Raw genomic sequence first — 25,983 nt, 5'->3', positions numbered from 1 at the left:
GCCGCATCGTGGCATTCGGCTTGCTGCGACGGGTCTGGCTAAAATGGCTGAGCGGCAAAAGCCGCGACAATCTCCCCGACCAGAATGGAAAGGACACCCGATGCTGAACGGATCGGTAAACACGAACGTGGGCGCAATGATCGCCCTGCAAAATCTTAACGCGACCAACAGTCAGTTGCAGGAGACCGAGAACCGGATCAATACCGGCCTCAAGGTCGCCAGCGCCAAGGACGACGGAGCGACCTGGGCGATCGCGCAAAGCCAGCGGTCGACTGTGCAGTCGCTCGACGCCGTCAAGGACTCGCTGAACCGGGCGTCTTCGACCATCGACGTGGCTATGTCGGCGGGTCAAAGCATCTCGGACCTGTTGACCCAGATGAAGGAGAAAGTGCTCGCAGCTTCGGACACGTCGCTGGACACCACCAGTCGGAACGCCCTTAAGACCGATTTCGAGGCCCTGCGTGACCAGATCACCAAGACCGCGAACAATGCGTCCTTCAACGGCATCAACCTGCTGGACGGCTCAAAGACCTCCGTCAAGGCTCTGGCCAATGCCGACGGCACCAATTCGCTGGTGTTCTCGGCGCAGAACCTGATGCTGGGCGGCGGGATCGTTACGGTGGCCACGACGACGACCTTCGCAACGGCGACCTCGGCTGGCAATCTGGTTTCGACGCTCGATACGTCGATCACGCAGGTTTCGGCGGCCCTGGCCAAGTTGGGCACCTCCTCCAAGGCGGTGGCTGCGCATCAGACCTTCATCGGCAATCTTCAGGACTCGGTCACGGCGGGCATCGGCAACCTGGTTGACGCCGATATGGCCAAGGAAAGCGCCAAGCTCCAGTCGCTGCAAACCAAGCAGCAATTGGGCATCCAGGCTCTCTCCATCGCCAATCAGGCGCCGCAATCGGTGCTGAGCCTGTTTAAGTAAGCCTCTATGCCGGGACGGGCCTCGCCCTCCCGGCTTTCTTCGTGCCTGTCCGCCGGGTAAAATTTGCCCCAGGCGGCAGATAATGCCGAGTTGGTCTGCCGGGGCGGCAAAAACTGCCTGGCAAAGGCGTCCTTAACGGCGATTTAATACCAATAAAATCAGAAATTTGCAGCGCGTCGCGTCAGTGATCCCGGTTTGGCCTGCTGCTTGCAGTGCGCAGTGCAGGCAAAATGCCGCCGGCCGACAAAATGTCGCCGGTTCATCTAGAAGAAGGACTAGACCGATGCCCGCGAATAGCATCAATACCAATATCGGCGCCATGGTTGCGCTGCAAAATCTCAACTCCACCAATAGCCAACTGCAAGTCGCTCGGGACCGGATTAGCACCGGCCTGAAGGTAGGCAGCGCTAAGGACGACGGCGCCACCTGGGCCATCGCTCAAAGCCAGCGCGCGAGCGTTTCGTCGCTCGACGCCGTCAAGGACTCGCTTTCGCGCGCGTCTTCGACCATTGATGTGGCCTCCTCGGCGGGGTCGTTGATTTCCGATCTGCTGACCCAAATGAAGGAAAAGGCGCTCGCCGCGTCCGACACTTCTCTGGACACCACCAGCCGCAAGGCCCTGCAGACGGACTTCAACTCGTTGCGAGACCAGATCACGACGACGATCAAGAACTCGTCCTTCAACGGCATTAACCTGATTGACGGCAGCAAGTCGGCGATCACGGCTCTGGCCAATTCGGACGGCACCAACAAGCTGACCATTGCGGGTGAAAACCTGTCGTTGAGCGGCTCGATCGTGACTGTCGCCACCAATGCGACCTTCGCGACGGCGACCTCTGCCTCGAACCTGGTTTCGACCCTGAACACGTCGATCAACAACGTCTCGTCCGCCTTGGCCAAGCTCGGCACGGCGTCGAAGGCGGTTTCGACCCATCAGGACTTCGTGGGCAAGCTTCAGGACTCGATCACGGCTGGCATCGGCAATCTGGTCGATGCCGACCTGGCCAAGGAAAGCGCCAATCTGCAAGCTCTGCAAACCAAGCAGCAGCTCGGCATCCAGGCTCTCTCCATCGCCAACCAGTCGACTTCGACTGTTCTCAGCCTGTTCCGCTAATCCCGGACGTGAAGGGCCGCCGCCGGTTAACGTCGGCGGCGGCTTTTCGCTTCCCAATAGAGGGCGTCCGGGAGAGATCCTGCGCGCGACATGGAGATGATCAATAATGTCGTAAACTTTCCGCAACTACCGGACGTAACCGGGATCAAGCCGTCTGCGGATGTTCCGCCCGCCGTAACCGCCGTCGCCGCCGCCGCGTCGTCGCCCAAGCAGGACGACAAGTCCGAACTGGGGCAGGACAAGCAACGCGAACAGGGGACGCCGCCATATTACACCTTGCGACTCACCATCGATAAGGATCCCCAAACCGGCGAGTGGGTTTATAAGGCGATCGACCGTTACACCGGCGAAGTCGTGCGTCAGATGCCGCGTCAAGGATTGCTGGATATGAAGCGGTCAGCGCAATATGAAGCGGGTTCTTTCATAAAAACAGATATTTAAAGCCTTTCGGCCTGTCGTAACAGTAGCGTTTTGTATGCTTATCCACCGTGCATTTATAAATGCGCGGTAAAAGTCGTTTGCCCGCGTTAAGACTTTGCTTACCATAAACCTTAAGATTCGCCTGAGTCGGCGTATATGGAGGTTTCCGGGCCATGACCGTTAGTGTGCATACAAACACCTCGGCGATGATTGCCTTGCAGAATTTGACGAGCACCAACAAGAAGCTCGAAGAGTCGCAGAATCGCATCTCGACGGGACTGAAGGTCAGCTCGGCCAAGGACAATGCTTCTGTCTATGCGATTGCGCAAGGACAGCGCGCCGATCTGAACGGCCTGGACGCGGTGACGGACAGCCTGAACCGCGCCTCGTCGATTGCCGATGTGTCGATGGCGGCGGGCAGTTCGGTTTCGGACCTTCTGAACCAGTTGCGCGAAAAAGTGGTCGGGGCGATGGACACCTCGATCGACACGACCTCGCGCAATGCGCTCAATTCCGATTTCAAGTCGATCCTCAGTCAAATTTCTCACGTTGTTGAGAACGCGACCTTCAACGGCGCCAACATCATCGATGGCTCAATGTCGAGCTCGATCCAGTTCATCGCCAATTCCGACGCCAATTCGACCATCACTCTGAGCGTGCGCACCATCGCTCTGGGCGGTCCGATCATCACGCTCACCGCCGGCTCCTCGCTGAGTTCGGCGACGGTGGCGAGCAGCCTGCTGACCAAGCTCGACACCTCGATCGACAATCTCAACGCCAATCTCGGCGCTCTTGGATCGCAGGCCAAACAGATCGAAGGCCACCTGTCGTTTGTGTCCAAGCTCAAGGACTCCATCACGACTGGCATCGGTAATCTGGTGGACGCTGACATGGCGAAGGAAAGCGCGCAATTGCAAGCCTTGCAGGTGCAACAACAACTCGGCACTCAAGCCCTGTCGATCGCCAACCAGGCGCCGCAGCAGATTTTGTCTCTGTTCAAGTAATTATAGGCTGAAAATGCGTTTGTTTCAGGCTTGCAATTAATCTTTGTTAAGCTGAGTCGGGCATAGTCGGACACACGGTATCCGACAGGATTGTTTCCAGCCTGACATGATTACGTTCGACGCCAATCTGCTGACCAGCTATTTCAACGCCAAGTATAGCGGGACTGCGGCGGGCGGCGCCACGGGCGCAGGTGGCGGAAGCGCCGCCGGGGCGAGTAAAACGGCCTCTCCGACCGGCATGGCCGCCGCACCGCGCGCGCCCTGGTCGGATAATTCCGGCATGCTGGACGAGGGCGGTCTGGTCAGCAAGGTGCTGAGCGGTCAGCGTTTTATCAATTCCAATGCGATTGTTTCCGATGTGGTGGGCGCTTCGCCCGATTACACCAAGCTGTTCACCCTGTATCAGGGGCTGAACGCTTTGGAGGGGCTGGCGCAGAAGGCCAAGGACGGCAAGTTGTCGGACTTCGCTCTATCGGCGCTGAAGACGCGTTTTACCACCGGCATGAAGGAAGTCGCCGACTATATCGACACCGCCAAATACGATCACCTGGACATCAGCGCTGGTTTGCTCAGCGACAGCGTCAAAAGCGACGGCGGCACGGCGCGCACCGACACGCTCTACACTGCGCCTTCGATCGCTTCGGGCAGCGCGACCACGGCGGTCAAGGCCTTCGAGGGCGATGTGCGCTTTTCGATCTCGGCGCAGAAGATCGGCACGCATGATCCGATCGTGGTCAATATCGATCTGGCCGAGATGGGAAGCCAGACGCGCAGTATGTCGAACGTCGTCTCTTACATCAATGACAAGCTGAAAGCGGCGGGGCTTTCGACCAAGTTCGCGGTTAACCGCACCCCGGCCCAGCCGGTGACCAGCACGCTGAACGGCAAAACGGTCACGCTGTCCAAAGGTCAGGACACCTTCGGTCTTCAGATCAAGGGCGTGACGACCGAGACCCTGACCCTGAGCGCGCCGGTGACCGCCGATGCGGTCTATGTGGCTCAGACCACCGGCGACCCGGACAAAAAAATTACACCCAAAAAGACGGATGCGAGCGCGACGACCGACGCGACATCCGCTGACGCCGCCAAGACCACCGATGTGACGTCGCAACTGCTGAAATTTCAAACCGATACATCCGCTGGCGCCGCGCTCGATCCGTCCAGCGCGCCCGCCGATCCGATCTCCAAGGTTGGCGCGCAATACTGGGTCAGCGGCGAAGCGGGGCAGACCGCCTTGCCGAATACGGTGACCAATGTGCGCGCTACGGCGTCGGGAAACGACGGTTCGGTCTATGTGCTGGCGGACGTCAACGGCGATACGGACGGTCAAATCGTCAGCGGCGCGCAGGATGTTGCGCTGATGAAGTACGATTCTGCTGGCAAGCTGGTCTATACGCGGGCGCTCGGGGCGGCGGATACGGCCAGTGGGTTCGCCCTTTCCGTCTCGGCGGACGGCAAGGTGGCGGTGGCAGGATCGGTCACCGGCGCGCTGGAGACGGCGGCGACCAAGACGACCACCTATGGTTCGGGCAAGACGGCGGTCACCTATACCTCGACCACCGAAACCGGGCTGAATGGCGTGGACGGGTCTCTCAGCGACAGTTTTGTTACGGTCCTGGACGCCAATGGCGTTGAACAGTGGACCCAGCGACGCGGCGCGACGGCGGCGGACGAGGCGACTTCGGTGGCCTTCGGCGCCGACGGCTCTGTCTATGTCGGCGGCCGGGCGCAATCGAGTATGCCCGGCGCCAGCGGCAAGGGCGGCTGGGACGGCTATGTCATGGGCTTCACCGCCGACTGCGCCGCCAAATTCACCGTGCAGACCGGTACGGCCAATAGCGACAAGGTCGCCCAGGTGGCGGTCGATGGCGATACGCTTTATGTGGCGGGCATCAACGATAACGAAGTCAATCTGACCTCGTATCAGTTGAGCAGCTATCAGACGACGGACGCCAAGGGCAATCCGCTGACCAAATACGCCGCGACGCAAACCGGCAACCGCGATCTGGGCGGCATTGGCGGCGGAGCGATCAACGGCATCGCCATTGAAAATGGCGACATCTATCTGGGCGGCTCGACCGGCAACGGCAATCTGCTCAGCGGCGGCGCCGTAACGCGCGCTTGGTCGGGCGGACAGGACGCTTTCGCGCTCAAGGTCAGCGCCGATCTCGCCAGCACTGGCGACGATACGGTCGCCTATTATGGCGGCGGCGGCAAGGAGGCTGACGCCAAGGTGCAGTTCATAGGCGGCAAGGCGTGGATTTCCGGCGCCTCGAACGGCGACATCAACGGCATGGCGCGGATCGACACCGGCGAGAAGGCGCAGGACGGTTATATTGCGCGGCTCAATCTCGATACCGGCGCGGTCGAATATCAGCAACGCTATACGGGCACGGACGGCAAGGTGAATCCGGGCGCGGTCGCCATCGTACAGAATGGCGCCAGCGTGCTGGACCGGCTGGGCCTGCCGCAAGGGACAATCCAGCAGAAGGATTCCACCCTGGTCATCTCCGGGACCAGCGCGCGCACGGGCGATCAGTTCTATCTGGTCGATCCCTCGACCAATGTGCGCAAGACCATCACCATCGAAGCCAATGACACGCTGAAGACTCTGGCGACCAAGATCACGCGCGCCTCCGGCTACAAGCTCAAGGTCGATGTCAGCAAGATGCTGGGCCAGCAGACCGATCAGCTTGTCATCAAGCCCGCCAATAATAACAGCAAGATGGAAATCGCCGCCGGACCGGTGGGCAAGGACGCGCTGAAAGGGCTGGGGATTGATCCCGGCCTGATCAGTAATGACGCGACCAAAATGATCGACGCCTCGTCGAGCAATTATCTCAAGACGCAGAAGCCGATCGGCCTGAATTTCGACGCCAGTCTGAACCTCAATTCCGACGCCAATATCCAGAAGGCGCTCGATAATCTACAGGCGGTGATGAAAAGCGTGCAGCGCGCCTACACCTATCTGAAATACGGCGATCCGCAGGAGGCCGACAAGAGCAAGCACGGGAAGACTGGCGGCGCCGTGCCGACCTATCTGACTAACCAGATCTCCAACTATCAGGCGGCGCTCAACCGCCTGAGCGGCGGCGCCCCGGCATCCAGTACGGGCCTTTTCGGCCTCTGACATGTTTTCGTCATGACGCGCGGCTATGGGGCGTTAACGCTTTCCGGCTTGGTCTTGCGCGAGGCTCTGCTATGATCGCGACCGAATTGTTGCCTGTTGCGCGCACAAGCGCCGAAAAGGGGGAATGCCGATGGCGATGCAGACCGATAAGCGCTGGTTGTGGCTGGCGGGCGGCGCCGTGGCGGCGCTGGCGATCGGCGTAGCTCTGGCGGTAAGCCTGTCGTCCGGGCATAAGAACGATAAGCCGATGAACGATCAGCCGACCGGCCTGACCTTTAATGTCAGCGATCCCAAGCCGACCTTTGATCCCAAGAAGCCTTTGCGTTGCTATGTCAACGGCGCCTATGTCGGCGATCTGACCCTGGCCGACTGCGCCAAGAAGAACGGCGTCGCCGCGCAGGCGCTCGATGTCGGTCAGGACGATGCGGGTAATATGACCGCCGCACCGACCGGTTCGCTGACCCCGGTGCCAGGCGCTCCGGCCAGCGCCACGCCGCAAGAGCCGCAGCCGCAGACCAATGGCGGCGAAGTCGTGCCGCAGACAGGGCCGGTTCCGGCATCGGCGCCTGTCGCGGCCTGCCTGCGCTATAACTCCAATAGCTGGAACCGCCTGGCCGATAATATAACGCTCGGCCAGTGCGCGGTGCTGCTCTATGACGGGCGTTGCGTCTCGCCGGGGCAGGCCTCCTACGGTCGCTGGGGCGGCAAGACCTTGCGTTTGGTGCCGCACCGCGTTGAGCAATCGGACGATAACACCAATTTCCGTCCGCTGGTCGATCAGGGCCAGGGCTGCTCGGTGCCGATGGTGCGGTAAGTCTTACGCCACGGCCTTCGGCAATTTGAAGGTGACAGTTTCGCGTACGCCGGAATTTTCGGTCACCTCGGCGTCGAAGCGCGCCGCTACCGCCGCGACCAGGTCTTCTATCAGGTTTTCCGGCGCCGAAGCGCCCGCAGAGACGCCGAGCGTCGTCACGCCCTCGAACCATGACCAATCGACATGACCGGCGTCATCGACCAGATAGGCGGCCTTCGCCCCGGCGCGTAAGGCCACCTCGACCAGACGCTGCGAATTGGACGATTTGGCCGAGCCAATCACCAGCACCAGATCGCAGTCAGCGCTGACCGCCTTGACGGCGTCCTGCCGGTTGGTGGTGGCGTAGCAGATGTCTTCTTTGTGCGGCAGCCGGATCGTCGGGAAGCGTTCTTTCAGCACCGCGACAATGCCCGCCGTATCGTCGACCGACAGGGTGGTCTGGGTGACGAAAGCGAGATTATCGGGATTTTCCGGTGTAAAGGTGCGCGCCTGATCCTCGGTTTCGATCAGTTTCACCGCGCCTGGTGGCAACTGGCCCATAGTTCCGATGACCTCGGGGTGCCCGGCATGGCCGATCAGAATGATCTCGCGGCCTTCATCATAATGGCGCTCAGCTTCGACATGCACCTTGGAGACGAGAGGGCAGGTGGCGTCGAGATAGAACATGGCGCGCGCCTCGGCGGCGGCGGGCACGGATTTGGGCACGCCGTGCGCCGAAAACACCACGGGGCGGTCGGGCGGGCACTGATCCAGTTCTTTGACGAACACCGCGCCCATGCCTTTGAGGCGATCGACGACGTGTTTGTTATGCACGATCTCGTGGCGGACATAGACCGGCGCGCCATAGCGCTCCAGCGCGCGTTCGACGATCTGGATGGCGCGGTCAACCCCGGCGCAGAAACCGCGCGGCGTAGCGAGAAGGACTTTGAGGGCGGGCTTGCTCATGCCGCCTGACATAATCGCTTTGTCGGCTTTGCGCCAGTGGGCGACACGGATGCGCCGCACTTTGGCCGCAACTGATCCATAAAACCCTTTGAAAAGCCGCGCCGCCACGCTACACATCCTGCCAATGGGTGCGCCGCGTTGCGGGCCTTCTTCACGGATTCAGGGGTCGTCTTACCTATGTCGGTTGTCATGCGTCGTATTCTGGCGGGGGTCTGCCTCGGTCTGCTCGTTAACGCCACCGCCATTTCGCTGGCGCACGCCCAGCAGGATAATCAAAGCGACGCCGACAAGGCCGCCGAGCGCGACAAGAAGGACAAGGAATGGGGCAACACCAATCTGCGCCTGAAGAAGGTCAAGGCTGAAGGTCCGTGCCCCTATGTCAAGGTGCTCTACGACGCTGCGCGTTACGAAGAGTTCCAGGACAATAAGGAAGCCACCGACATGGCCAAATGGACCGGCCAGATCAACGGCGTCAACTCCGACTGCGCCTATCAGGGCACGGAGCCGATTCACGTCGGTATGGACATTTCCTTCTCGCTGGGGCGCGGCCCCAAGGCGGAAAGCCACGACAAGATTTATCATTACTGGGTGGCGGTCACCGAGCGCGACAAGACCGTGCTGGCCAAAAAGGAATTCGACCTGCCGGTGACCTTCTCCGATGGTCAGCAGGCGCAGGACGTCAACACCCGTATCGAGGACATCGAGATTCCGCGCGCCGACATCACGGTTTCGGGCGCCAATTTCGAAGTGCTGGTCGGCTTCGACGTGACGCCGCAAATGGCCGACTTCAACCGTCAGGGCAAGCATTTCCGCTATGTCAGCGACGACGAGAAGAAGGCCGACAACGCGGGTCAGTAAGACCGCTTTTTCCTTGTCATGGATGGATGGGATGCTTATGACGGCGGGACTTTCCTCCTGCCGTAAGCAAGTCCATGTCCAAAGACGCCTTCGCCGATTCTCACGATTTTCGCCATCAGCTCACCGAACTGACCGCGCGCGCCTTCGCCGCCGAAGGCTTCGATGCGGCGGCGGGCCGCGTCAATCCGTCGGATCGCCCGGACCTGGCCGATTTCCAGTGCAACGGCGCTCTGATGGTGGCGAAACAGGCCAAGGCCAATCCGCGTGAGGTCGCCGGACGCATATTGGCGCATGTCGCCGAGGATGCACGGTTGAAAGCTGCGGACATCGCTGGGCCTGGCTTTTTGAACTTCATCCTGTCCGAAACGGCCTTGAGCCAGCGCGCCAACGCCCTGCGCGTCGATGAACGTCTGGGCGCGCCTGTCGTGGCGAATGCGCGCAAGGTGATCATCGACTTCGGCGGCCCGAACGTCGCCAAGGAAATGCACATTGGCCATCTGCGCACGGCTGTGATCGGCGAAAGCCTGAAGCGCGTTTTCCGCTTTATGGGCGACACGGTGGTGGGCGACGCGCATTTCGGCGACTGGGGCTATCAGATGGGGCTGCTGATCGTGGCCCTGTCGGAAGAGCAGCCCTATCTGCCCTATTTCGATGCGGACTATGCGGGCGACTACCCCGTCGCGCCGCCGGTCAGCCTCGACGATCTGGGCCGCCTCTATCCGATGGCTTCGGCCAGGGGCAAGGCGGACGCCGATTATCGCGACCGTGCGCGCAAGGCGACGAAAGACCTTCAGGCCGGACGGCGCGGCTATCGCGCCCTGTGGCGGCATTTTGTGACCGTATCGCGCGAGGCGCTGGAACGCGACTATGCGGCGCTTGGCGTCACCTTCGATCTGTGGAACGGTGAATCCGACGCCGACCCCTATATCGAGCCGATGATCGACGATCTTAAAGAGAAGGGCCTGCTGGTTCCCGATCAGGGCGCGCAGATCGTCCGTGTGGCGCGCGAGGACGACAAAAAGGAGATACCGCCGCTGCTGGTCGTCTCGTCCGAAGGCTCGGCCATGTACGGCACGACCGACCTCGCCACCATCGTGCAGCGCAAAAAGGAATTCGGCCCCGATCTGGCGCTTTACGTCGTCGATCAGCGTCAGGCCGGACATTTCGAGCAGGTGTTCCGCGCCGCTTACCTGGCCGGTTACGCCAACGAGGGTGAGCTGGAGCACGCCGCCAACGGCACGGTCAACGGGCCGGACGGCACGCCGTTCAAGACGCGCGACGGCGGCACGCTGAAACTGCACGAATTGCTGGGCCAGGCCATCGCCAAGGCCACCGAGCGTCTGCACGAGGCCGGGCTGGGCGAGGGGCTGTCCGAGGCCGAATTCGCCGATACCGCGCACAAGGTCGCCGTGGCGGCGCTGAAATTTGCCGAACTCAGCAATCACCGCACGACCAACTATATTTTCGACCTCGATCGCTTCACCAGCTTGGAGGGCAAGACCGGGCCGTACCTGCTCTATCAGGCGGTGCGCATGAAATCGATCCTGCGCAAGGCGCGCGAGCAGCAGGTGTTCGAGGGCGACATCGCCGTCGCCGAGCCCGCCGAGCGCGAACTGGTGCTTCTGCTCGACGCCTTCGACTTCGCCTTGCGCGAGACCTACGCCAAGCGCGCGCCGAACCTGCTGGCCGACCATGTTTACAGGCTGGCTCAGGGCTTCTCGAAATTCTATGCCGCCTGTCCGGTGCTGGCGGGCGAGGATACGGCGCTAAAGGGTTCGCGCCTCGCTCTGGTGTCGCTGACCCTGCGCCAGTTGGAACTGGGTCTGGACCTGCTGGGCCTGTCGGCGCCGGAGCAGATGTGACGCCGCGCGCGAAAATCTGCTGACAAAACAGCGTTCCTGCGCTTAACTGTTCTTTAAGGGTTTTGGCGGGGCGGCGGAATGTCGAAAGGCGTGGCAAGCGGAGACAGGGGCGGCTGGCGATGGCCGTTTTCGCGTCCGCGCGCCGCCTTCTATTATGACGGCTTCAACCTCTATCACGCCATCGACGCCTATAAGCGCCCCTATCTGAAATGGCTGAACCTCAAGGCTCTGTCGCGCGCCCTGGCGCCGAAGGGCGAAGCGGTGAAGCGCGTTGTCTGGTGTTCGGCCTTCCGTCCGGCGCAGAAGGCGAAGCTGAAGCGCCATGAGGACTATATGAAGGCGCTGGAAGGGCAGGGCGTGATCTGCCGCATGGGGCATTTCGTGCATGGCATGGACCATTGCAACGCCTGTGGCCATAGCTGGCAGTTGAGCGTCGAAAAGCAGGGCGATGTCAATCTGGCCCTGTCAATCGCCGCCGACGCCGAGGACGATCTGTTCGATGTCTGCTATCTGGTGACGGCGGATGGCGACCATGCGGCGACGGCGCGCTATCTCAAACAGCGCTTCCCTAAGAAGAAACTGGTGCTGGTCACGCCGCCGGGACGCTATCACAACCGCCATATCGAACGGCTGGCCGACGCCTGTATCGAGATCGAGATGGCGCATATAGAGGCGTCGCTGCTGCCGGAAATGGCGAAGTACAAGGCGCGTTTCCTGCGCAAGGCGGACAGGGTCGCGCGTCCTGATGTCTATGCGCCGCCGACCGTTGTGCAGCGCTGGGGCCTACGTCTGGTTGTCAACAATGGCTGAGACGTTCGAACAGAGATTGTATGCGCTGATTGAGCGCCATCAGCATGCGACGCCGGAAGGGCTGACGCGCTTCCGCGCACTGGGCGACGCGGCCTGGGTGGTCAGAGATCTGGGTTGCGATCATCAGATCGGCTTCTATCTCGACGACATCCAGTCGTTGATGCGGTCCTACGGCGTGCGTCCGCCGGTCGAGCAGGCGACATCGCCCTTCTGGTGGCTGTGGCCGGACAAGTGCCTGGTCTATCGCGACTTCACCATCGCGGAATTGAAAGAGGTGATCCGCACCAAGACCTGGCCGGACGACGCCTATAGCTGGGAAGAGGTCGGCTTCGGCCAGAAGATCGCCAGTCTCAGCGTTATGCTGGTGCTGGTCGCGCTGATCCTTGGCCTGCTGGGGCTGGCCGCATGGTGGCTGACTCACTGGTTACAAGGGCGGGGCTGACGCCGTCGCCGCGCTCCTGAGCATATTTTCAGGGCCCGCTTGACTCTTTCACGGCGCTGCCGCAGAAGCGAAAGCAAGCTGCGGGAGAGTGCGCGAGTCTTCGCGCCGCCGAAGGCGCAACCGCCCCGGAAACGCTCAGGCAAATGGACCGCAGCCCAGATAAAACGCTGGAAAGAGTCGTGGCGCCGCCACGTCCGCCGACGGAGTAAATCTCTCAGGCCCAGGGACAGCGGGGGCAGATCGTTGAAACCGACTGCGAGCCGTCATGTCTGAACCTTTGAAATCCACGCCGCTGGAAGACCGTCACGTCGCGCTTGGCGCGCGCATGGTCCCATTCGCCGGTTACAATATGCCCGTGCAATATGAGGGCGTGCTGGCCGAGCACAAATGGACCCGCACCGAGGCGGGTCTGTTCGACGTCTCGCACATGGGGCAGGCGCGGCTGAACGGCGAGGGGGCGCTTGCGCTGCTCGAAAGCCTGACCCCGACCGATTTCGCGACGCTGGCGCAAGGCAAGCAGAAATATTCGCTGCTGCTCAATGACGAAGGCGGGATCCTCGACGACTGGATGGTGTCGCGCCCGCAGGCCGAAGGCTTTTTCCTGGTCGTCAACGCCGCCTGCAAGGAGCAGGATTTCGACATTATCGCCGAGGCCATAGCTGACGATGAAAGCGGCCCGGATGTCGAGTTCGAGGTGCTGTCCGATCGCGCCCTTTTGGCTCTGCAAGGCCCGAAGGCCAAGGAGGTCATGGCCGATCTCTGCCCCGGCGCGGCGCAGATGTATTTCATGGATTGCGGCGCGTTCGAGCTTCTGGGCGAGACGGCCTTTATCTCGCGCACCGGCTATACCGGCGAGGACGGCTTCGAGATCAGCTTCCCGGCCGAACATGTCGGCGAGCTGTGGGACCGCCTTCTGAGCTATGCGCAGGTCAAGCCGATCGGCCTTGGCGCGCGCGACTCGCTTCGCCTCGAAGCCGGTATGCCGCTGTACGGACATGAGATGGACGCTGGCTACACGCTGGTCGAGGCCAATCTCGGCTTCGCCATGCAGAAGTCGCGTCTGGAGCGCGGCGATATCAAAGGCATCGACCGTATCCGCGCGCAGAAGGCCGGTGATCTCAGCCGCATCCGCGTCGCCATCCGCGTTCTGGAAGGCCCGCCCGCCCGCGAAGGCGCGAAAATCCTGAGCGCGGACGGCGCTGAACTGGGAATCGTCACCTCCGGCGGGCCGTCGCCCAGCCTCGGCTATTCCATCGCCATGGGCTATGTGCCGCCCGCCTTTTCCGCCGTCGGTACCGCCCTGAAACTGGAAGTGCGCGGCAAGCCTTACGCCGCTGAAATCGTCAGCCTGCCGTTCGTGCCGAACGGCTATCACCGCAAACCGAAAGCCTGAGCAAAGGGGCCAGATATGAAATTCACCAAGGACCATGAATGGGTGCGCGTCGAGGGCGATCTCGCCTTTGTCGGCATCTCGCTGTACGCCGCCCAGGCCCTGGGCGATGTCGTGTGCGTCGAAGTCCCCGAAGTCGGCAAGACGCTGAAACAGGGCGACGCCTTCGCCGTGGTCGAAAGCGTCAAGGCCGCGTCGGACGTCTATGCGCCGGTGTCGGGCGAGGTGGTCGAGGTCAATACGGACCTGCCAAATGCGCCGGAAACCATCAACGCCGTGCCGGAAGCCGGCGGCTGGATCGCCCGCATCAAGCTGGCCGACTATGCCGAACTGGACGGGCTGATGGATCAGGCCGCCTACGACGCCTATCTGGAAACCCTGTAATCCTGTTCTGAGAGTCCCCGTATGCGATACCTGCCGCTGAGCGCGCATGACCGCGCCGTGATGCTGGATAAGATCGGCGTCCCCGATATCGACGCCCTGTTCGTGGACGTGCCGCAAGGCGCGCGCCGCGACGGCCCCGTGGACCTGCCGAAGGTGGCGGGCGAGATGGAGGTCGAGGCGCAACTGAACGCCTTTGCGGCGCAGAACCTGTCGCCATCGAAAGCGCCCTTCTTCGTCGGCGCGGGCGCCTATCGCCACCACATCCCGGCTACGGTCGATCACATCATCCAGCGTTCGGAATTCCTGACCAGCTATACGCCCTACCAACCGGAAATCGCGCAGGGAACCTTGCAGGTGCTGTTCGAATTCCAGTCGCAGGTGGCGCGGCTCACAGGTATGCCGGTGGCGAACGCCTCGCTCTATGACGGCTCGACCGCCGCCGCCGAAGGCGTGCTGATGGCGACGCGGGTGACGCGGCGTGGCAAGGCCGTGCTGTCGGGCGGCCTGCATCCGCACTATCGCGAGACGGTTGAAACCCTGGCGCATGCGGTCGGTATCGCGACCGAAGCCTGCGCCGTCGCCGTCGATGACGAGGCCGAGGTGCTGAAGCACATCGACGCCGATACGGCCTGCGTTGTGGTCCAGACGCCCAATGTCTTCGGCACGGCGACCGATGTGACGAAGATCGCCGAGGCCGCGCAGGCCGCAGGCGCCTTGCTCATCGTCGTGGTCACCGAAGCCATGTCGCTGGGCCTCTTGAAATCGCCCGGCGAGATGGGCGCGGACGTGGTGGCGGTCGAAGGCCAGTCGATCGGCGTGCCCTTGTCGTTCGGCGGCCCCTATGTCGGCCTGTTCGCGGCGAAGGAAAAATATCTGCGCCAGATGCCGGGCCGCCTGTGCGGCGAGACGGTGGACGCCGATGGCGAGCGCGGCTTCGTGCTGACGCTTTCGACGCGCGAGCAGCATCTCCGCCGCGACAAGGCGACCTCGAACATCTGCACCAATTCCGGCCTGTGCGCGCTGGCCTTCTCGATCCATATGAGCCTTCTGGGCGAGACGGGTCTGAAGCGCGTGGCGAAGCTCAACTACGCCAGGGCGCATAAACTGAAGGACCAGTTGGCCGACGCCGGTTTCGCGATCGTCACGCCGCGCTTCTTCAATGAGTTCACGGTGAAGCTGCCGGTTGCCGCCACGCCCGTGGTTGAGGCCCTGGCCGCGAAAAACATCCTCGGCGGCGTACCGTTCGCGCGCCTGCAAAACGAACCGGGCTTTGAGAACCACCTGATCCTGGCCGTTACCGAAACCGTATCGGACGCCGACATGACCGCCCTTGTCGCCGCGCTCAAGGAGATCGCCCAATGAGCCAGGACTCTTTGAAAATGAACAGTACAGGACGTCCCACCACACCGGACTTCGATATCGAAACCACTTCGTTCAAGACCCTGACCGGCGGTCGCGGCCTGTTGCAGGCCGAAAAGCTGATCTTCGAAAAGGACGACTATACGCGCACCGGCGTCGATTTCGCCGATATGGAGATTGACGCCACTGATCTCGACGGCCTGCTGCGCGGCGACGATCTGGGCCTGCCCGGCCTGACGGAGCCGGAAGCCATGCGCCACTATGTGCGCCTGTCGCAGAAGAACCACGCCATCGACCTGGCGCTCTATCCGCTCGGTTCGTGCACCATGAAGCACAATCCGCGCCTCAACGAGAAGATGGCGCGTCTGCCGGGCCTGGGCGACATTCACCCGCTGCAACCGATCTCGACCGTGCAGGGTGCGCTGGGCCTGATGGACCTGCTGGCGCACTGGCTCAAGACCCTGACCGGCATGCCCGCCGTCGCCCTGTCGCCCAAGGCCGGCGCGCACGGCGAACTGTGCGGCCTGCTGGCCATCAAGGCCGCGCACGAAGCGAAGGGCGAGGGGCATCGTCGCATCGTTCTGGTCCCGACCTCGGCGCACGGCACCAATCCGGCGACCGCCGCCTTTGTCGGCTATACGGTCAAGGAGGTCGCCCAGACCGACGATGGCCGCGTCGATGTCGCGGACCTGTCGGCCAAGCTGGGGCCGGACGTGGCGGCCATCATGGTCACCAATCCGAACACCTGCGGCCTGTTCGAGCGCGATATTATCGAGATCGCGCGCGTCACCCACGCGGCGGGCGCCTACTTCTACTGCGACGGCGCCAACTTCAACGCCATTGTCGGGCGCGTGCGTCCGGGCGATCTGGGCGTGGACGCCATGCACATCAACCTGCACAAGACCTTCTCGACCCCGCATGGCGGCGGCGGGCCGGGCGCGGGCCCGGTGGTGCTGTCCGAGGCGCTGGCGGCCTTTGCGCCCAAGCCGTGGGTGGTCAGCGCCGATGAAGGCTTTGACCTGCTGGAGCACGACGAAGCCTCCAGCGCGGCGAATTTTGGCCGCATGTGCGCCTTCCACGGCCAGATGGGCATGTTCATCCGCGCCCTGACCTATATGCTCAGTCACGGATCGGACGGCCTGCGTCAGGTCGCAGAGGACGCGGTGCTGAACGCCAACTATATCAAGGCCTCGCTCAGCGACCTGATGAGCGTGCCCTTCCCGGACGGACCGTGCATGCACGAAGCCCTGTTCGATGACGAATGGCTGAAGGACACCGGCGTGACCACGCTCGACTTCGCCAAGGCGATGATCGACGAGGGCTTCCACCCGATGACCATGTATTTCCCGCTGGTCGTGCCTGGCGCCATGCTGATCGAACCGACCGAGACCGAATCGAAGGACGAACTGGACCGCTTCATCGCGGTGTTGCGCGCCCTGGCCGAGGCGGCGAAGGCGGGCGATACCGCGCGGTTCAAGGGCGCGCCCTATCTGGCCCCGGCCAAGCGCCTTGACGAGACGCGGGCGGCGCGCCAGCCGCGTCTGGCCTATACGGATTGATTTACGCGACATAGTGAGCAGGGCGGCGTTTCGCCGCCTTGTTTCTTTATGCGCCAGCGCCATATTCTTTAAAGAAGGATGTGGAGACGCCGTATATGGCCGTTCTGGCGAAAATGTTGATGACTGTCGGGGGCGCGTTCCTGATCGCGCTCGGCGCCGTCGTAACGCCCTTGCCGGGGCCGTTTGGCGTGCCGATCATGCTGGTCGGTCTGGTGCTGATCCTGCGCGGGTCCGTTTGGGTCAAACGTCTGTTCGTGCGCCTGATGCAGAAATATCCGCGCGTCATGAGGCCGCTGCGCGCCCTGCTGCGTCCTGGCGCCCGCGTCGTGTCGCTGTTGTGGTTGCACAGCCTGCGTATTGAGCGCCGTTTCGTGCCGCAGCGATTCCGTTGCCTGTATCGCTGCCGTCACGATTTGCGCAATCTGGTCCGTCATCGTCGTCCCGCGCGTGTCGTCACACTCTCAACCTTTGTTGCAGTTTCTAACGTCGGCGTAGAAAAAGCCTTGTAATTCAAGGCAGGCCTTCACGAACCTGCCCTTACGGGAATTAAATTTTCTCCATCTTCACTTCGTATTCAGGCTGAGCCTTTACAATGCCATCATGTCTCTCCATATGAGCGAGAGACCGTGATGGTGCGGTGCGAAATTTCAGAGTTTTTGGGACGCGCAAGGACGTCCGAACTGTTCAGCATGTCCAGTGAGCATGGCGCGTTCGCGCCGGTACAGCCAGTTGAGTTGGGAGCGCCCGTGAGCCGCACCCGCTGCAAGATTCGTGCTGCCAAACGCGCGATCAAACGCTTCAGCCGCAAAATGCTCGGCTGGGTGATGATCGCGCTCGGCCTGGCGCTGATCGCCGCTGGCTTCGTGCTGATCATCATTCCGGGTCATTATTTCCTGATCGTGTTCGGCCTGATTCTGGTGCTTGGCAATTCTTTCTGGGCGCGTCGCCAGTTCGTGCATCTGAAGCGCCGCCACCCCAACTGGGTCATGCCGGTTCGCAAGTTGCTGCGTCGTAATCCGCCGGTTGTATCGGTTTTCTGGCAACAGACCCTGAAGATTGAACGCTTTATCCTGCGCGGACGCGGCCTGCTGGTCGGCATCCGCCGCCGCTTCACCCGCCGCGCCCGCCCGATCTAAGCGCTTCGACAATTTAAGATTAAAGCCCCTTCGGTTTACCGCTGGGGCTTTATTTTTGTCCACGAAAGACGCGAAAAAGCACGAATGCGGCTGTCGATAACCGGTTCCGCCGATAGCGGTAGCGTGAGAGAACCCTGAACATCTATGTTCATCTGTGGAACAAAAACAATCGTCTGCGACAGGTTTAAGCGGTGGAGGTTAGGTGCCGCTATCGCCGAAGAGGCTTGACGGATAGGAGCGCGCCGCGCGCGAAAAAGCCCGGCGCTCTGACGAGGCCGGGCTTGATTGTGTCGCGAACGAGAAGCGCTTAGTTGAAGCGGCCTTCCAGTTGGCCGATGGCCTTATCCACCAGCGGATCGGTCTTAGCCTTGGCCAGACGTTCCGCCAGGACGGTTTCGGCGACCTGCGCGGCCAGATCGGCGGCGGCGGCCTTGACGTCGGCGGCGGCGCGGGCCTCGGCCTGAGCGATCTTACGCTCCGCCAGTTCCTCGCGACGCTTGATGCTGGCTTCCAGCTTCTCGTGCGCTTCTTTAGCGAGACGCTGGGCCTCTTCTTCGGCCAGCGCGATCAGTTCACGCGCCTTCTTTTCAGTTTCAAGACGCTGGGCCTTGATCGAATTGAGCAGGTCGGTGGCTTCTTGACGGATGCGCACGGCCTCATCGAGTTCAGCGCGCACGGCCTCCCCTTTGTCGCCCAGCGTCTTCCACAGCGAACCGGGAACTTTGGCCACGACCAGGATCACAAAAAAGATCACGAGGGCGAGGCGGACCCAGAATTCGGGTTCTTGCATCATGTCCATGATCTTATCCCTTGGCCAGAGCCGATTTGAGCGAAGCCGCCGTCGGCGCCTTGCCGGTCAGCTTGGCCACCAGTTCCGAAGCGGTGTCGCTGGCGATCTCCGCAACATGGCTCATGGCCTCGTCGCGGGCGGCGCGGATGCGGTTCTCGGCTTCGGTCAGGCGCTGACCCAGCTTGGTGTCTTCGGCGGCCTGAGCGGCGGCGATTTCGGCATTGGAGCGCGCCGTCGATTCCGCGGCCAGACGGCGCGCGGCGGCGTGGGCCTCGGCCATTTCGGCAGCGGCCTCGCGCGCCTGCGCCTCAGCCTCGTCGCGATTGGCGCGGGCATTGGCCAGGTCTTCGGCGATGGTCGAACCGCGCGTATCGATCACCTTGCGCAGACGCGGGGCGAAGACGCGGTCTATCAGGAGGAAGAAGACGGCGAAGATCACCAGCAGCCAGACGATCTGGCCAGGCCAGTATTCAGTGCGAAGCTGCGGCAGGCCGCCTTCGTCCTTGGCCGGATGCTCCGTGCTCGCCGTGGCGGACGCCGCAGCGGAGGCGGGCATGGCCGAAACCGAAGCCGCGCCGGAACCCGGAACCAGGGTCGCCACCGTCGTCACGCTGGGCGCAGCCGAGAAGGATGCGCTGTCGCTGGCGGCGGATATAGCCTCAGGTGAGGTTGCGGTGGTCATAAAATATCCTCAGGCGCCGTAATGGGACGGATGGAGACCGTCCCAACCGGCGATTTCGTGCTTAGGAGAACAGAACCAGCAGCGCGATAACGAATGAGAAGATGCCGAGAGCTTCGGTCAGCGCCATACCGATGAACAGGTTGGTCTGCTGGGTCTTGGCCGCCGACGGGTTGCGCAGGGCGCCGACATAGTAGTTGCCGAACAGGATGCCGAGGCCGATACCGGCGCCGATCATGCCGAGCGTGGCGAGGCCCGCGCCGATGAATTGCAGGCCGTGGGCAATGGCTTGAGCGGATTGAAGGTCCATAGGATTTAGCTCCGTGAGGGTCTTGATTTTAAAAAGAGACTAGTGGTGGCCGATATTGACCACGTCACTGAGATAGACGCAGGCCAGCACCGCAAACACGAAGGCTTGCAGATACGCGACCAGGAATTCGAGGGTGGTGAGCGCCACGATGGTGCTGAGCGACAACAGGCCGCCGATCCAGCCGCCGATGCCCAGCGCCGCCAGGGCGATGATGAAGCCGGCGAAGACCTTCATGACGATGTGACCGCCGACCATGTTGCCGAACAGACGCAGGCAGAGCGTCACCGGGCGCACCAGGAAGGAGATGACCTCGATGATGATGATCAGCCAGGCCAGATACCAGGGCACGCCCGACGGTAGGAACATCTTGAAAAAGCCGAGGCCATGACGGATCAGGCCAACGCCGATCACCAGCAGGATGGTCATGGCCGCCAGGGTCAGGGTGACCGCGACCTGTGATGTCGCCGTAAAGTAGGTGAACATGCCGAGCAGGTTACAGCTCAGGATGAACAGGAACAGGGTAAAGACGTATGGGAAGAACTGGCGTCCGTCGTGGCCGATGATCGATTCGGTCAGGTCATCGACCAGCCCGAAGACTCCTTCGGCCATCACCTGCATGCGGCCCGGAATGATGCTGGCGCGGGCGGTGGACAGGGTGAAGAACAGGAGGCTCAGCCCGACCGCGATCAGCATGGCCAGAACCGAATTGGTGATCGAGAGGTCGATGTGCAGACCGCCGACGTCGAAGGCCGGGCCGGGGACGACGGTCTCGATTTGGAACTGGTGTAACGGATCGGCCATCAGCCTCAATCAACCTCTTAACAAGAACGGCCCGTCGGGATCGGCGGACCGCCATACATAATCGAATCGCAGGCGAGAAATCCGCCGGACGCCTTATTTCTGGCTGGTTTTGACGATCGTATAGACTGCCGCCACCATGCCGAGGATCGCCCCGACGATCATGCCCCACGGTCGCGTGTGGAGATAATGATCGCTGAGCCAGCCCAGCCCCAGACCGCCCAGAATGCCGCCCACCAGCTCGCCCAGCGCCTGATAGCCCTTGTTGGCGCCAACCTCGGCGGCCATATCGGACTTTTCGCCGCGCTCGCGCGCCGCGATGGCGTTCAGCCTCTGATCCAGATCCTTCAGCTTTTGCGCATCCGTAGGATCGTCTTGGGGGTCTTCTGTCACGTTCAGCACCCAACAGACGGAACAACGACGTTGTTCCGGCCTCGAACGGCGCGGAACCTACTCAAGAGACATGCAAAGGTCAAGCAATAGGATGGACCAAAAACAACGCCCCCCGGAATAAGCTGAAAATAAAATAAAAACAGCGCTGTCATAAGGTTTTTGCACAGCGTTGTTCTGCAAGTTTATAACAGTCTAAACGCGCAGCGGGATTTAAGCCACGTCCTCGGCCACAAGCGCCTCGGCTTGCGACAGATCGACGCTGACCAGTTGCGAGACGCCGCGTTCGGCCATGGTGACGCCGAACAAGCGGTCCATGCGCGACATGGTGACCGGATTGTGGGTGATGGCGATGAAGCGGGTGCGGGTGCGCTCGCGCATCTCGGCCAGCAGGCGGCAGTAACGATCGACATTGGCGTCGTCGAGCGGCGCGTCCACTTCGTCCAGCACGCAGACGGGCGCCGGATTGGCCAGGAACACGCCGAAGATCAGCGCCGTGGCGGTCAGGGCCTGTTCGCCGCCCGACATCAGGCTCATGGTCGAGAGGCGCTTACCCGGCGGACAGGCGAAGATTTCCAGACCCGCCTCCAGCGGATCGTCTGATTCGACCAGCCGTAGTTCCGCCGAACCGCCGCCGAACAGGGTGACGAACAGGGTCTTGAAATGGTCATTGATCACCTCGAACGCGGCCAGCAGGCGCTCGCGCCCTTCGGCGTTCAGTTCGTCGATCCCGGCGCGCAGCTTGGCGATGGCGGTGATCAGGTCGGCGCGCTCCTTCGACAGGGTCTCCAACCGCCCTTCATATTCGCTGGCCTCCTCCTCGGCGCGCAGATTGACCGCGCCCAACTGATCGCGCTCCTTTTCAAGACCGGACAAAAGCGCCTCGGCCCCGGAGGCGTCGGATGGGGTGGCGATGGCTTCTTCCTTGAGCCGCTTGCCCAGATCGTCGGGCGTCCCGCCGGTCTGGTCGAGAATCACGGCTTCGATGTCCTGCGCGCGCTGCTGGATCGCCTCCAGCCGCGCCTGCGCCCCGGCGCGTTCCTCGCGTGCGGCGGACGCTTCCTGTTCGCGGGCGCGCACATCGATATCAGCGTCGCGGCGCGCGGCTTCGGCGGCGTTCAGCGCGTCGCGGGCCTCGTTCAACCGCTTTTCGGCGGTGGCCAGCGAATCGACTAGGGTCAGGCGCTTGGACTCAAACTGATGCGGCGCGGCCTGCGCGGCCTCCAGGGCGGCGCGCGCCTGTTCCTGATCCTTATGCAGCTTGTTGAGGCGCGCGGCGGAATCGCCCGTCCGCCGAGTCCAGTCGGACAATTCGCGGGTGAAGTTGCGCTCGCGGCCTTCGCGGGCGGCGCGGTCGCGCGCATCCTGATCCAGCAGGGCGCGCGCCGTCATGACCGCCTGACGATGGGTCTCGGCTTCGGCGCGGGCGGCGCTCATCGCGGCCTGCATGGCGGCGGCGTCGGGCGCCGCCGACCCTGCGGCCTCGACGGCGCGGAAAGCGGCTTCGGCTTCGGCATGATCGCCGCTCAGGCGGGCGAGGGCGGCGTCAAGGCTTTCGACGCGCGCCTCGAACTGGGTCTGGGCGCGCAGGCGCTCCTCGGCCGCCAGCGAGGCCATGCGCGCCTGCCGCTCCAGATCGGGAACCTTGCCGCGCGCCTGTCGCAGCGCGTCCTCGTGCCGCTTCTGCGCGTCCGCCGCCGCCGTCTGAGCGTTTTGCGCCTCCGCCAGCTTCGGTTTCAGCGCGTCGATCTCGTTTTCCAGTTCATCCAGTCGGGTGCGTTGCGCCAGCCGGACGGCGGCGGGCTTGGGCGCCCTGGCGCGTACAATCAGCCCGTCCCAGCGCCATAGATCGCCCTCCGGCGACACCAGACGCGCCCCGACCGGCAGCCGCGCCTGCATACGTTCGCCGTCCGCCGCCGCGACTACGCCGATGGTGGACAGGCGCAAGGCCAAGGCCGCGGGGGCGCGCACATGATCGCTTAAGGGCGTGACGCCGAGCGTCTTGAGGTCGATCTGCGCGGCGTTCGAGGCGAAATCCTCGCTCCAGAAGGCCAACGCCGCCGCGCCCGCACGTTTCGACAGGCTTAAATTAAGGTCATCGCCGAGCGCCGCCGCCAGCGCCAGTTCATATCCCTTGTCCGGGCGCACCAGATCCAGCACCGGAACGCCCTCTTTGCGGGCGCCGGTCAGGATCTGGCTCAGGCCGCGCGCCTCGGCGGTCAGACGGCCCAACTGGTCCTCAAGATCGCGCGCGCCTTTGCGCGCCTGCGCTTCGGCATTGACGAGGGCGGGGCGGTCGTGGTCGAGCTTCTCGGCGGCCTTGCGCGCCGCGTCGAGCGCGGTTTGCGCGTCAAGGGTCTGCGCCTTGAGGCGTTCCAGAGCGCCATAATCGAACTCGCCCAGCGCCGCGCGGTCGGCTTTCGCCTGCTGGAGGTGCGTCGTCACGCGCTCGAAGCGGGTCTTCGCTTCCTGCAGGCGAGCGGCCTCAAGGCGTTGCCGTTCGATCAGGGCGGCCTGCTCGGCGGCGAGGGCCTCAATTGCGGCGGCGGCTTCGGCCCGGCGCGCCTCGGCGGCGTCCACGGCGGCCTTCAGCTCCGGCTCGCGCGACGGCGCGGCCCTGATCTCGTCGCGCACGCGCGCCAGCGCAGCCTGCAGGCGTTCGACCTGCTGCGCGCCGTCAGCGGCGAGGTCCAGCTCACGCTGGTGATCGTCCTGCAGGCGGCGCGTCTCGGCCTTCAGGCGCTCGATCTCGCTGGCCGCCTGCTTTTCTTCAAGGTCCAGCCGCTCTTTTTCGATATTGAGCCGGTGCATGACCGTGGCGGCGACGGCGTCTTCCTCGCGCAGCGGCGGGATGGCCTCGGCGGCTTTCAGCGCCAAGGTCTGCGCAATAGCGGCGGTGCGGGTCGCAGCCTCGACGCGGGCCGACTGATCCTGCATGTCGCGCACGGCGCCTTCGAGCAGGCTGCGCACCTCCAGCCATTTGGCGTGCAGGATCGCCTTTTGCAGGGCGCGGATTTCGGCGGAAATCTTCTTGTACTTGTCCGCCTGCCGCGCTTCGCGTTTCAGCCGCGACAGCGCCGAATCGAGTTCGCGGGCAATGTCGTCGAGGCGCGACAGATTGGTTTCGGCGGCGGACAGGCGCAGTTCGGCTTCGTGGCGGCGGGTGTGCAGGCCCGACACGCCGCCCGCTTCTTCCAGTACGCGGCGGCGGTTCTGCGGCTTGGCGGCGATCAGCTCGGAAATCTGCCCCTGCCGCACGAGGGCGGGCGAGTTGGCGCCTGTGCTGGCGTCGGCGAACAGAAGCTGCACGTCGCGCGCGCGCACCTCCTTGCCATTGATGCGATAGCTGGACCCCGCGCCGCGGTCGATGCGGCGCGCCACCTCCAGCACCGGCTGGTCGGTGAAGGGCTGGGGCGCCAGCCGGTCGGCATTGTCGATGGTCAGCGTCACCTCGGCCCAGTTGCGTGACGGGCGCTTGTCCGATCCGGCGAAGATGACATCGTCCATACCGGCGCCGCGCATCGCCTTGGCCGAGGTCGCGCCCATCACCCAACGCAACGCTTCCAGCAGGTTCGACTTGCCGCAGCCGTTCGGCCCGACAATGCCGGTCAGGCCCGGATCGATGCGAAATTCGCTCGCATCGACAAAGGACTTGAAGCCTGAAAGCTTGATCTTCTGAAACTGCAAGGAAGGGCCGGGGCCGAAGGTTAAACGATTCTTTAACACTCATAGCATGCGCGCCCGCGTCAAGAAACTTTGCGCGCGCCCCGGCGATTCCTGTGGATGCCAGATTACACGGCCTTCGCCCAGAACAGACCGGTGCGCAGGGTGAAGCCGTGGTCCGGCTGCACATGCAGCGCGTCGCGGACCTCCGCCGGGGCTTCGTCCAGCACGGCCCGGATCGCATCGACGCGTAAGGGCGGCGTGCGCATCCGCGTCACCCAGGCGTCAAAGACCAGCGGCAGCGGCCATGACGCCTCCTCGATCATGTTGAAGCCGGAGGCGGCGATCACCTGACGCCACTGCGACGCCTTGAGATTGCGACGATGCGAGCGGTCGCGCAGCAGTTCGATGGTCTGCATATGAGTATCAACCAGATCGTCCTCATGGCCCAGCACGTCGATTATCAGCAGATAGCCGCCGGTTTTGACCACACGGCGCATCTCCCTCACGGCGGCTTCCAGTCCTTGCCAGTGGTGCGCCGAATAGCGCGATGCGGCGACGCAGAATTCGCCGTCATCGAAGGGCAGGGCGTCGGCGCGCGCCTGCTGCGTCTCGATGTTCAGGCCGCGTTCGCGCGCGGTTTCGGCCACCGTGGCAAGCATGGCGGGTGAGGGATCGCACGCCACGGTCCGACGCAGATGCGGCGCCAGCTTATAGGCCAGATGGCCCGCGCCGCAGCCGAGATCAAGCGCCTTGCCCTTGTCCGCCGGAATAGCGGCGGCGATCAGTTCGGCGACGCGCTTCAGATCGGCGCCCTCGGCGTGGACGCGGCTGTTTAAGTAAGCGGCGGCCTGCGGATCGAACTGGGCCTGAACGGCGTCGGCGTGGTCGGACATGGGGGTATCTCCTTTGTGACGCTGTTGAGACTAGATGCATTTTAAGGTGGTGTAAGGCTGGAGTTTATAGTGGTATAAGATGCAACACCTCAGGAGCTGTCATGCCGCACGTCGCCAATGCCGAATCTCTCGCCGCTTTTGTGCGCGCTGCGCGCGAACGCCTGACGCCCGAAGCGTGCGGCCTGCCGACGGGCCGCCGCCGTCGCGCCAAGGGGTTACGTCGCGAGGAGGCCGCCGCCCTCTGTCACATCAGTCCGACCTGGCTGACCTGGATCGAGCAGGGGCGCACGACAGGCGTT

25 protein-coding genes and 1 riboswitch are annotated in these 25,983 nt (G+C 63.0%); of the genes, 17 read left to right on the top strand and 8 right to left on the bottom strand.

What is annotated here, in order from left to right; all coding sequences use genetic code 11:
• The first annotated feature begins 100 nt into the window (after window positions 1-100).
• The 6 genes from ACTHLA_RS11690 to ACTHLA_RS11665 all read left to right on the top strand — a co-directional run bounded on the left by ACTHLA_RS11690 (window position 101) and on the right by ACTHLA_RS11665 (window position 7,413).
• Window positions 101-931: a flagellin gene (locus ACTHLA_RS11690; RefSeq protein ID WP_440189169.1), complete on the top strand. Its 831-nt coding sequence runs from the start codon at window positions 101-103 to the stop codon at window positions 929-931.
• 283 nt (window positions 932-1,214) lie between these two features.
• Window positions 1,215-2,045, top strand: coding sequence for a flagellin (locus tag ACTHLA_RS11685; protein ID WP_440189166.1), 831 nt, complete (start codon window positions 1,215-1,217; stop codon window positions 2,043-2,045).
• Between the two features lie 90 nt (window positions 2,046-2,135).
• Window positions 2,136-2,486, top strand: coding sequence for a flagellar protein FlaG (locus ACTHLA_RS11680; protein WP_440189163.1), 351 nt, complete (start codon window positions 2,136-2,138; stop codon window positions 2,484-2,486).
• Window positions 2,487-2,638: 152 nt separating this feature from the next.
• Entirely contained in the window at window positions 2,639-3,469 is an 831-nt protein-coding gene (locus ACTHLA_RS11675) for a flagellin (protein ID WP_440189161.1), read from the top strand.
• Window positions 3,470-3,575: 106 nt separating this feature from the next.
• Entirely contained in the window at window positions 3,576-6,599 is a 3,024-nt protein-coding gene (locus ACTHLA_RS11670) for a transcriptional regulator (RefSeq protein ID WP_440189158.1), read from the top strand.
• Between the two features lie 130 nt (window positions 6,600-6,729).
• Window positions 6,730-7,413: a hypothetical protein gene (locus ACTHLA_RS11665; protein ID WP_440189155.1), complete on the top strand. Its 684-nt coding sequence runs from the start codon at window positions 6,730-6,732 to the stop codon at window positions 7,411-7,413.
• 3 nt (window positions 7,414-7,416) lie between these two features.
• Here the strand turns inward: ACTHLA_RS11665 and ispH are convergent, their stop codons facing one another.
• On the bottom strand, window positions 7,417-8,358 hold the full coding sequence (gene ispH, locus ACTHLA_RS11660) for a 4-hydroxy-3-methylbut-2-enyl diphosphate reductase (RefSeq protein ID WP_440189152.1): 942 nt from the start codon (window positions 8,356-8,358) through the stop codon (window positions 7,417-7,419).
• Between the two features lie 177 nt (window positions 8,359-8,535).
• On the opposite strand from ispH, the gene ACTHLA_RS11655 reads away from it, so the two are divergent.
• The 10 genes from ACTHLA_RS11655 to ACTHLA_RS11610 all read left to right on the top strand — a co-directional run bounded on the left by ACTHLA_RS11655 (window position 8,536) and on the right by ACTHLA_RS11610 (window position 18,158).
• Window positions 8,536-9,216, top strand: coding sequence for a Tat pathway signal sequence domain protein (locus ACTHLA_RS11655; protein ID WP_440189149.1), 681 nt, complete (start codon window positions 8,536-8,538; stop codon window positions 9,214-9,216).
• Between the two features lie 74 nt (window positions 9,217-9,290).
• Window positions 9,291-11,078: an arginine--tRNA ligase gene (gene argS / locus ACTHLA_RS11650; protein WP_440189146.1), complete on the top strand. Its 1,788-nt coding sequence runs from the start codon at window positions 9,291-9,293 to the stop codon at window positions 11,076-11,078.
• Window positions 11,079-11,156: 78 nt separating this feature from the next.
• The gene (locus ACTHLA_RS11645; RefSeq protein WP_440189143.1) at window positions 11,157-11,888 is read left to right on the top strand and encodes an NYN domain-containing protein; all 732 of its coding nucleotides are present in this window, start codon (window positions 11,157-11,159) and stop codon (window positions 11,886-11,888) included.
• Window positions 11,881-12,330: a hypothetical protein gene (locus ACTHLA_RS11640; protein ID WP_440189140.1), complete on the top strand. Its 450-nt coding sequence runs from the start codon at window positions 11,881-11,883 to the stop codon at window positions 12,328-12,330. Before ACTHLA_RS11645 ends, ACTHLA_RS11640 begins: the two co-directional genes overlap by 8 nt.
• Before the next feature lie 71 nt (window positions 12,331-12,401).
• Window positions 12,402-12,491: riboswitch (glycine riboswitch) on the top strand.
• A 104-nt stretch (window positions 12,492-12,595) separates the two neighbouring features.
• A complete protein-coding gene (gcvT, locus tag ACTHLA_RS11635; RefSeq protein ID WP_440189137.1) occupies window positions 12,596-13,723 on the top strand; it encodes a glycine cleavage system aminomethyltransferase GcvT in 1,128 nt (375 codons plus the stop codon).
• Window positions 13,724-13,738: 15 nt separating this feature from the next.
• The gene (gene gcvH, locus ACTHLA_RS11630) at window positions 13,739-14,104 is read left to right on the top strand and encodes a glycine cleavage system protein GcvH (protein WP_440189134.1); all 366 of its coding nucleotides are present in this window, start codon (window positions 13,739-13,741) and stop codon (window positions 14,102-14,104) included.
• A gap of 21 nt (window positions 14,105-14,125) precedes the next feature.
• Complete coding sequence (gene gcvPA, locus ACTHLA_RS11625) at window positions 14,126-15,466, top strand: aminomethyl-transferring glycine dehydrogenase subunit GcvPA (RefSeq protein WP_440189131.1); 1,341 nt, start codon at window positions 14,126-14,128, stop codon at window positions 15,464-15,466.
• A gap of 11 nt (window positions 15,467-15,477) precedes the next feature.
• Window positions 15,478-17,022 carry an aminomethyl-transferring glycine dehydrogenase subunit GcvPB gene (gcvPB, locus tag ACTHLA_RS11620; RefSeq protein ID WP_440189172.1) on the top strand — a complete coding sequence of 515 codons (1,545 nt, stop codon included), beginning with the start codon at window positions 15,478-15,480 and terminating at the stop codon, window positions 17,020-17,022.
• A 95-nt stretch (window positions 17,023-17,117) separates the two neighbouring features.
• Window positions 17,118-17,531, top strand: a complete 414-nt coding sequence (locus ACTHLA_RS11615; protein ID WP_440189128.1) for a hypothetical protein — start codon at window positions 17,118-17,120, stop codon at window positions 17,529-17,531.
• Between the two features lie 120 nt (window positions 17,532-17,651).
• Window positions 17,652-18,158: a hypothetical protein gene (locus tag ACTHLA_RS11610; RefSeq protein WP_440189125.1), complete on the top strand. Its 507-nt coding sequence runs from the start codon at window positions 17,652-17,654 to the stop codon at window positions 18,156-18,158.
• Between the two features lie 307 nt (window positions 18,159-18,465).
• On the opposite strand, the gene ACTHLA_RS11605 is transcribed toward ACTHLA_RS11610, so the two are convergent.
• From ACTHLA_RS11605 to ACTHLA_RS11575, 7 genes are all read right to left on the bottom strand, one after another.
• The gene (locus ACTHLA_RS11605; protein ID WP_440189122.1) at window positions 18,466-18,957 is read right to left on the bottom strand and encodes a F0F1 ATP synthase subunit B family protein; all 492 of its coding nucleotides are present in this window, start codon (window positions 18,955-18,957) and stop codon (window positions 18,466-18,468) included.
• A 4-nt stretch (window positions 18,958-18,961) separates the two neighbouring features.
• Window positions 18,962-19,630, bottom strand: coding sequence for a F0F1 ATP synthase subunit B family protein (locus ACTHLA_RS11600; protein WP_440189119.1), 669 nt, complete (start codon window positions 19,628-19,630; stop codon window positions 18,962-18,964).
• A 61-nt stretch (window positions 19,631-19,691) separates the two neighbouring features.
• Window positions 19,692-19,937 carry a F0F1 ATP synthase subunit C gene (locus ACTHLA_RS11595; protein WP_440189116.1) on the bottom strand — a complete coding sequence of 82 codons (246 nt, stop codon included), beginning with the start codon at window positions 19,935-19,937 and terminating at the stop codon, window positions 19,692-19,694.
• Window positions 19,938-19,976: 39 nt separating this feature from the next.
• The gene (locus ACTHLA_RS11590; RefSeq protein WP_440189113.1) at window positions 19,977-20,738 is read right to left on the bottom strand and encodes a F0F1 ATP synthase subunit A; all 762 of its coding nucleotides are present in this window, start codon (window positions 20,736-20,738) and stop codon (window positions 19,977-19,979) included.
• 93 nt (window positions 20,739-20,831) lie between these two features.
• The gene (locus ACTHLA_RS11585; RefSeq protein WP_440189110.1) at window positions 20,832-21,128 is read right to left on the bottom strand and encodes an AtpZ/AtpI family protein; all 297 of its coding nucleotides are present in this window, start codon (window positions 21,126-21,128) and stop codon (window positions 20,832-20,834) included.
• Window positions 21,129-21,338: 210 nt separating this feature from the next.
• Window positions 21,339-24,812 (bottom strand): chromosome segregation protein SMC, encoded by a 3,474-nt coding sequence (gene smc / locus ACTHLA_RS11580; protein WP_440189107.1) that lies wholly within the window; start codon window positions 24,810-24,812, stop codon window positions 21,339-21,341.
• Window positions 24,813-24,916: 104 nt separating this feature from the next.
• Window positions 24,917-25,684: a class I SAM-dependent methyltransferase gene (locus ACTHLA_RS11575; RefSeq protein WP_440189104.1), complete on the bottom strand. Its 768-nt coding sequence runs from the start codon at window positions 25,682-25,684 to the stop codon at window positions 24,917-24,919.
• Between the two features lie 101 nt (window positions 25,685-25,785).
• On the opposite strand from ACTHLA_RS11575, the gene ACTHLA_RS11570 reads away from it, so the two are divergent.
• A partial coding sequence (locus ACTHLA_RS11570; RefSeq protein WP_440189101.1) for a helix-turn-helix domain-containing protein occupies window positions 25,786-25,983 on the top strand: 198 nt, incomplete at its 3' end.

Origin of the sequence: Asticcacaulis sp. (genome assembly GCF_051956075.1) — a bacterium.
In the GTDB taxonomy this organism is placed as follows: Bacteria; Pseudomonadota; Alphaproteobacteria; order Caulobacterales; family Caulobacteraceae; genus Asticcacaulis.
Note: the sequence above shows the minus strand (reverse complement) of the source record. Positions and strands in the feature narration are given on the sequence as shown.